The organism is Phenylobacterium sp., assembly GCF_036402295.1.
Classification (GTDB): Bacteria; Pseudomonadota; Alphaproteobacteria; order Caulobacterales; family Caulobacteraceae; genus Phenylobacterium.
On sequence record NZ_DASWTE010000108.1, the window covers coordinates 1 to 6,455 of the forward strand.

Here is a 6,455-nt window from a genome sequence, read left to right on the forward strand (position 1 = left end):
ACGCTCGTTGCGGCCCTCCTCGCCGCAGCCTTGGCCACGCCGGCAGCCGCCGGCCCTGACTTCGCCGACCGCCAGGACTTCGCCTTTGCCGAGCGGGGCTTCCTGGGCACGCGCGCCAACCCGAAGATCACCGCCGAGGACGGCCGGGTGGTCTGGGACCTCGCCGCTTACGACTTCCTCAAGGGCGCAGCGCCCGTCAGCGTGAACCCCAGCCTTTGGCGGCAGTCGCAGCTCTTGGCGAAGCACGGCCTGTTCGAGGTGGCCAAAGGCGTCTGGCAGGTCCGCGGCTTCGACCTCGCCAACGCCACTTTCATCGCCGGCAAGACCGGCTGGATCGTCATCGACCCACTGACCTCGGCCGAGACTGCCAAGGCCGCGCTCGACCTCGCCGACGAGAAGCTCGGCGCGCGGCCCGTCGTGGCGCTGATCTACACCCACAGCCACGTCGACCACTTCGGCGGAGCCCGCGGCATGGTTGCCCAGGCCGACGTCGACGCCGGCAAGGTGCAGGTGATCGCGCCCGAGGGCTTCCTGGAGCACGCTGTCAGCGAGAACGTCATCGCCGGCGCCGCCATGGCGCGCCGCGCGAGCTACCAGTTCGGGACCTTGCTGCCCAAGGACCCCTCAGGCCAGGTGAGCTCGGGCATCGGGCCCGCGGTCAGCGCCGGGACGCAGACGCTGATCCCGCCCACCACAAGCATCACCCAGACCGGCCAGACCCTGACGATCGACGGCGTGCGCATCGAATTCCAGTTGACGCCCGGGACCGAAGCGCCGGCCGAGATGAACCTCTGGCTGCCCGACCTGAAGGTGCTGGACCTGGCCGAGAATGCCAACGCTACCTTGCACAACGTGCTGACGCCGCGCGGCGCCCTGGTGCGCGACGCCAGGGAGTGGGCCGGCTACCTCTCGGAATCCATGCGGCTCTACGGCGACAAGGCCGACATCCTGATCACCAGCCACGCCTGGCCGCGGTTCGGCCGCGAGGTGATCGCCGACTACGTCGAGAAGCACCGCGACGCCTACAAGTACCTGCACGACCAGTCGGTGCGGCTGATGAACGAGGGCCTGCTGCCGGCCGAGATCGCAAACCGGCTGAAGCTGCCCGAGGCGCTGGACCGCGAATGGTACAACCGCGGCTACTATGGGACGATGAGCTTCAACTCCCGGGCAGTCTATCAGCGTTACATGGGCTGGTACGACGCCAATCCCGTCCACCTCGCACCGCTGGAGCCCACCGACGAGTCGGCCCGCTATGTGGCGCTGATGGGCGGGTCCGCGAAGGTGCTGGCCGCGGCCCAGGCCGCGTTCGATGCCGGGGATGACCGCTGGGCAGGCGAACTCCTGAACCGCCTGGTGACGGCCGACGCCCAGAACAACGCCGCCCGCGAACTGCTGGCACGGGCCTACCTCCGGCAGGGTGCGGCGGCCGAGAGCTCGATCTCGCGCAACATGTACCTCTCGGGCGCCCAGGAGCTGCGGGCCGGCGTGCGCGCCAGCCCGGTGCAGGGCGCTTCGCTGGACTTCGTGCGCAACACGCCGACGCCGATGTTGCTCGACCTCTTGGCCGTGCGCCTCGACCCGGAGAAGGCGAAGGAAGGCCAGGTCTCGATCGACCTCGTGTTCCCCGACCGCAAGGAGCGCTACCGGGTGCGGGTGAAGCACGCCGTCTTGACCTACGAGGCCGACCCGGCGGGCGGCAGGGCCGACGCGGTCTATACCATCCCGCGCTCGCAGTTCCTGGTGGGCGCCCTGGGCGGCGGCGACCTGTCGGGCGCCGCGGCGATCGGCGACCGCACCGCGCTGGCCCGCCTGCTGAGCTGGCTCACCCCGCCGAAGCCGGGCTTCCCGATCGTCACGCGCCGATAGCCAGTCTGCGGCGACTGGACCGGTGACAAGCGTTCGCCGAACCCTTACGGTCGCGCCGTCATGAGCCGCCGGTCCGCACATATCGTGAAGGTAGCCGTCGCCCGTCCGGGGGCTCGCGAGGCCGTGCGCGTCTGACGCGCCACGCTTTCGATCCCCGCCCACCAGCGGATGGATCGGCCAGCCTCCTCCATCCGCCGCCGCCTGATGGAGATTACTTCGATGAGTACCTGGGAAGATCGCTTCAGTCCGCGGATGGCGCACGTGCGCGCCTCCGAGATCCGCGAGCTTTTGAAGCTGCTCGACCAACCCGACATCCTGTCGTTCGCCGGCGGCATCCCCGACCCGGCCCTGTTCCCGCTGGAGCGGATGCAGTCGCTGTACGCGCAGGTGCTTGCCGACGCCGGCCAGCAGGCGCTGCAGTATTCCGTGAGCGAGGGCCTGCCGTCGCTGCGCCGCTGGGTGGCCGAGCGGATGACCCGCGCCGGCGCGCCGTGCGACGAGGGCAACATCGTCATCACCGCCGGCTCGCAGCAGGCGCTGGACCTGCTGGGCAAGCTGTTCCTCGGACGCGGCGACGGCGTGCTGGTCGAGCGGCCGACCTACATGGGGGCGCTCGGCGCCTTCAACGCGTATGAGCCGACCTATGCCGACCTGGGTGGCGAGGTCCCGGCGGGCGCGCGGCTGGCCTATGTGGTGCCCGACTTCGCCAACCCGACCGGCCGCACCATGACGCGGCGCGAGCGCGACAGGCTGCTCGACCTGGCGGAGACGCACGACGTCGTGGTCGTCGAGGACGGCGCCTACCGCGAGCTGCGCTTCTCAGGGTGCGACGAGCCGATGGTGCTGGCGCTCGACGTCGCGCGCTCGGGCTCGATCGAGGACGTGCGGACGGTGTTCTGCGGCACCTTCTCCAAGACCCTGTCGCCGGCGCTGCGCCTGGGCTGGATCTGCGGCCCGCGGGCGGTGATCGAAAAGATCGTGCTGCTCAAGCAGGGCGCCGACCTGCATGCGTCGACGATCAACCAGATGGTCGCCGAGCGCATCGTCGCCGACGGCCACGAGGCCCACCTCGACCGCCTGCGCGCGCACTACCGCGACCACGCCTCGGCCATGCAGGCCGCACTCGCCCGCCACATGCCGATGGGCGTCGCCTGGACCAAGCCCGAGGGCGGCATGTTCGTCTGGGTGCGGCTGCCGGAAGGCCTGGACGGCGCACGCCTGCTGGAAGCGGCCCTGGCGGAGGAACGCGTGGCCTTCGTCCCCGGCGCGCCGTTCTTCGCCGTGGGGCCGGAGCTCAACAGCCTGCGCCTCAGCTACTCCCTGTCCAGCCCGGAGGACATCGACGAGGGCGTGCGGCGCCTGGCGCGGGTGATCGAGGCGCGCATGGCCTACGGCGGGAACGCGGCACAGGTGGCGGCGGCGCGGGCTTAGGGCTCACACTTGCGCTGCGCCGCCGGGGCGTGACAGGCTTGGACGCAACCCTGGGGAGGTGCGTCAGTGTTTCGTCTTAGCTTGGCGGCGAGTGTAGCCGCCATCGACCTGGCCGCGCCGGCCTGGGGCGCCGACGGCCAGAAGCTGTCGGTCACGATCTACAACAGCGATATCGCCCTGGTGCAGGACGTCCGCAGCCTGGACATCCCGGCCGGCCGCTCGCGTCAGGAGTTCCGCGACGTCTCGGCGCGCATCCGGCCGGAGACGGTGTCGCTGTCGGCGGCCGGCATCGGCATCGTCGAGCAGAACTTCGACTTCGACCTGCTGACGCCCGACAAGCTGATGGAGAAGGCGGTCGGCAAGCAGGTGCAGATCGTCCGCATCAACCCCGGCAATGGCGCCCAGGTCACCGAGACGGCCACGGTGCTCTCCGTGAACGAAGGCGTGGTGTTGCGGGTGGGCGACAAGATCGAGGTGCTGCGCGCCGACGACATCCCGACCCGCGTGATCTTCGACCGGATCCCCGACAACCTGCGGGCTCGGCCGACGCTGTCGGTGACAGTGGATTCCCAGAGGGCCGGGGTGCGGCCTGCGACGCTGAGCTATCTCACGAACGGCCTGTCGTGGAAGGCGGACTATGTGGCGCTGTTCGAGGAGAAGGCTGGCACGCTGGACATCCAGGGGTGGGTCACACTCACCAACCAGTCGGGCGTGGAGTACCCGATGGCCGACGTCCAGCTGGTGGCGGGCGACGTCAACCTGATCGGCAGCGAGCAGGAATACTGGAACCGTGAGACCCGCGCCCGCGCTGCGCGGCGCGTCGCCGCCGCTCAGCCACAACAGATGGCGCAGGGGCCGCAATCCCTGGCCGACTACTACCTCTACACGCTGTCGCAGAAGACGACCGTCGCGCAGAACCAGACCAAGCAGGTCAGCCTGATCGACCTCAAGGGCGCGACGGGCCGCAAGACCTACCTGTACCGGAGCTACGGGTTTGAAAGCGAAGAGCAGCCGGTGAGCGCCGACGTGGTGATCCAGTTCGCCAACACCGACGCCACGGGCCTGGGCCACCAGCTGCCGGCGGGCATCGTGCGCGTCTACGTCCGCGACCAGGCCGGCGAGCCCAAGTTCGTCGGCGAGAACCGCATCGACCACACGCCGCGCGGCATGGACGTCTCGGTAAAGATCGGCGACGCCTTCGACGTCACCGTCCAGCCCACGGTGGTGAGCTCAGAGAAGATCAGCCGCACCCGCACGCGCTACGAAATGGCCTATGTGGTCCGCAACGCCCGCGGCGCGCCGGCCACCGTGGTCGTCCGGCAGGGCGGGCTGGGCCGCGAAGGCAAAGTCGCCAAGGAGAGCCTGCCCAGCAAGCGGATCGACGCCTACAACCTGGGTTGGGAAGTCCCCGTTCCGGCCAGCGGCGAGACGCGGCTGACGGCCACCATCGAAACCGGCTGGTGATGCGCGGGGCAATCCTCCTCGCCGCCACCCTTGCCGCTGGGCCGGCGGCGGGCCAGGTCGTCTCGACCGCGCCGGATGAGGCCGCGGTCACCATCTACCGTCTGAGGGTACCGATCGACATCAGCGTCGACGACAGGCTCGAGGAGATGGAGCCCTACGAAGGCCTCGCCATGATCCGCGAGACCCGCACGATCGAGCTGCCGGCCGGTCGCAGCCGCATCAGCTTCCGGGGCGTCTCCGACACCATGGTTCCCGAAACCGCGGCCGTGGAGGACCTGCCCGGCCCAACGGTCGAGCGCAACGAAGACTACAACCTGCTGACACCCGGGGCCTTGGTCGAGGGCTCGCTAAGCCGGACGGTCCAGCTGGTGCGGACCCACCCGAAGACCGGCGTCGCGACCGCCCGGCCGGCTGTGTTGCGGGCCGGCGCCGACGGGCCCGTGCTGGAGGTGGACGGCCGGGTCGAAGGCCTGGGCTGCAGCGGTGCGCCCGAACGGCTGGTGTTTGATGGCCTGCCGCCCGGCCTCGCGGACAAGCCCACGTTTTCGATCCTGGCCGACGTGCCCGCGGCTGGGCGCTACAAGGTTCGTCTCAGCTATCTGGCGACCGGGATGGGGTGGTCGGCTGACTATGTGGCGCGTGTCGCCGCGGATGGACGCACCCTGGACCTCACCGGCTGGATCACGCTCGCCAACCAGACCTCGATGAGCCTGGTGCGAGCCCCCACGGACGTCGTGGCCGGAAACCTCTCGCACGAGGCGGAGACGGCGCCGCCCGAATTCTCGACCACGGGCCTCACGATCCAGTGCTGGCCCTTGCGGCGGCAGGTCGCGGTTCGCGGCCGGGTCCTGAATGCGCCCATCGCGCGCGGCCACGGCGGGATCGGCGCGGTCCCGGGCGAGGGCCTCGAGGAGATCGTGGTGACGGCCGAGCGACGCGCGACGTTGTCCGAGCTCGGCGACTACAAGCTCTATACCCTGCCCGAGCCCACCACGGTCGCCTCCCACCAGACCAAACAGGTCCAGTTCCTGGAACAGCGCGGCGTCCGCTTCGAGCGCCTCTACGCGTTCCGCTACGACGGCGACCAGCACGACGAGGGCGAGCTTGAACCGGCCACCAGTGTCCTGCGCCTGAAGAACGAGACGAAGGCCGGGCTGGGCAAGCCGCTGCCGGCCGGCGCCGTGACGGTCATGGAGTCGCCGGGAAGCGGCGCGTCGCTGCTGGTGGGTCAGTGGCGCGTCCGCGACACTGCGGTAGGCTTGCCTGTCGAGCTGGAGCTGGGGCGTTCCATGGACGTGCAGGTCAACGTCGACGAGACCGGCTACAGGTCCGGCCCGAACGGCACCGACTGGACCGACATCCAGGCGACGTTCGTCAACGACAAGCCGGTGGCGGTTACGCTGGAGTACCGCCAGGCCAACCAAGGCGACGGCTTCAAGGTGACGAAGGCCTCACGCCGCTCGACCAACAAGAACGGCGACGCCATGTGGCTGATCCGCCTCCCGCCCCGCGGGCAGGAGACGCTCAGGTACCGCGTCTATTCCGAGTAGGGCGGCGGCGCGCCTAGACCAGCGCGCCGTGGCAGTGTTTGAACTTCTTGCCCGAGCCGCAGGGGCAGGGCTGGTTGCGGCCGCTGTCTTCCCAGCCGTCGGGCAGGGCCGAGAGGGGCAGAGCGGCGCGTTGCTCGGCGG

Annotated in this window: 5 protein-coding genes; 4 read left to right on the forward strand and 1 reads right to left on the reverse strand. The window is 70.0% G+C overall.

What is annotated here, in order from left to right; all coding sequences use genetic code 11:
• From VGD44_RS06815 to VGD44_RS06830, 4 genes are all read left to right on the forward strand, one after another.
• Nucleotides 1–1,869: alkyl/aryl-sulfatase (locus tag VGD44_RS06815; RefSeq protein ID WP_331085209.1), on the forward strand; the 1,869-nt coding region annotated here is incomplete at its 5' end.
• 219 nt (nt 1,870–2,088) lie between these two features.
• Nucleotides 2,089–3,300, forward strand: coding sequence for a PLP-dependent aminotransferase family protein (locus VGD44_RS06820; RefSeq protein WP_331085211.1), 1,212 nt, complete (start codon nt 2,089–2,091; stop codon nt 3,298–3,300).
• A 66-nt stretch (nt 3,301–3,366) separates the two neighbouring features.
• Nucleotides 3,367–4,764 carry a DUF4139 domain-containing protein gene (locus VGD44_RS06825; RefSeq protein ID WP_331085213.1) on the forward strand — a complete coding sequence of 466 codons (1,398 nt, stop codon included), beginning with the start codon at nt 3,367–3,369 and terminating at the stop codon, nt 4,762–4,764.
• Nucleotides 4,764–6,314 carry a hypothetical protein gene (locus VGD44_RS06830; protein WP_331085215.1) on the forward strand — a complete coding sequence of 517 codons (1,551 nt, stop codon included), beginning with the start codon at nt 4,764–4,766 and terminating at the stop codon, nt 6,312–6,314. Before VGD44_RS06825 ends, VGD44_RS06830 begins: the two co-directional genes overlap by 1 nt.
• Nucleotides 6,315–6,327: 13 nt before the next feature.
• Here the strand turns inward: VGD44_RS06830 and VGD44_RS26500 are convergent.
• The coding region (locus VGD44_RS26500) for an SEC-C metal-binding domain-containing protein (RefSeq protein WP_414694622.1) at nt 6,328–6,455 on the reverse strand (128 nt) is incomplete at its 5' end.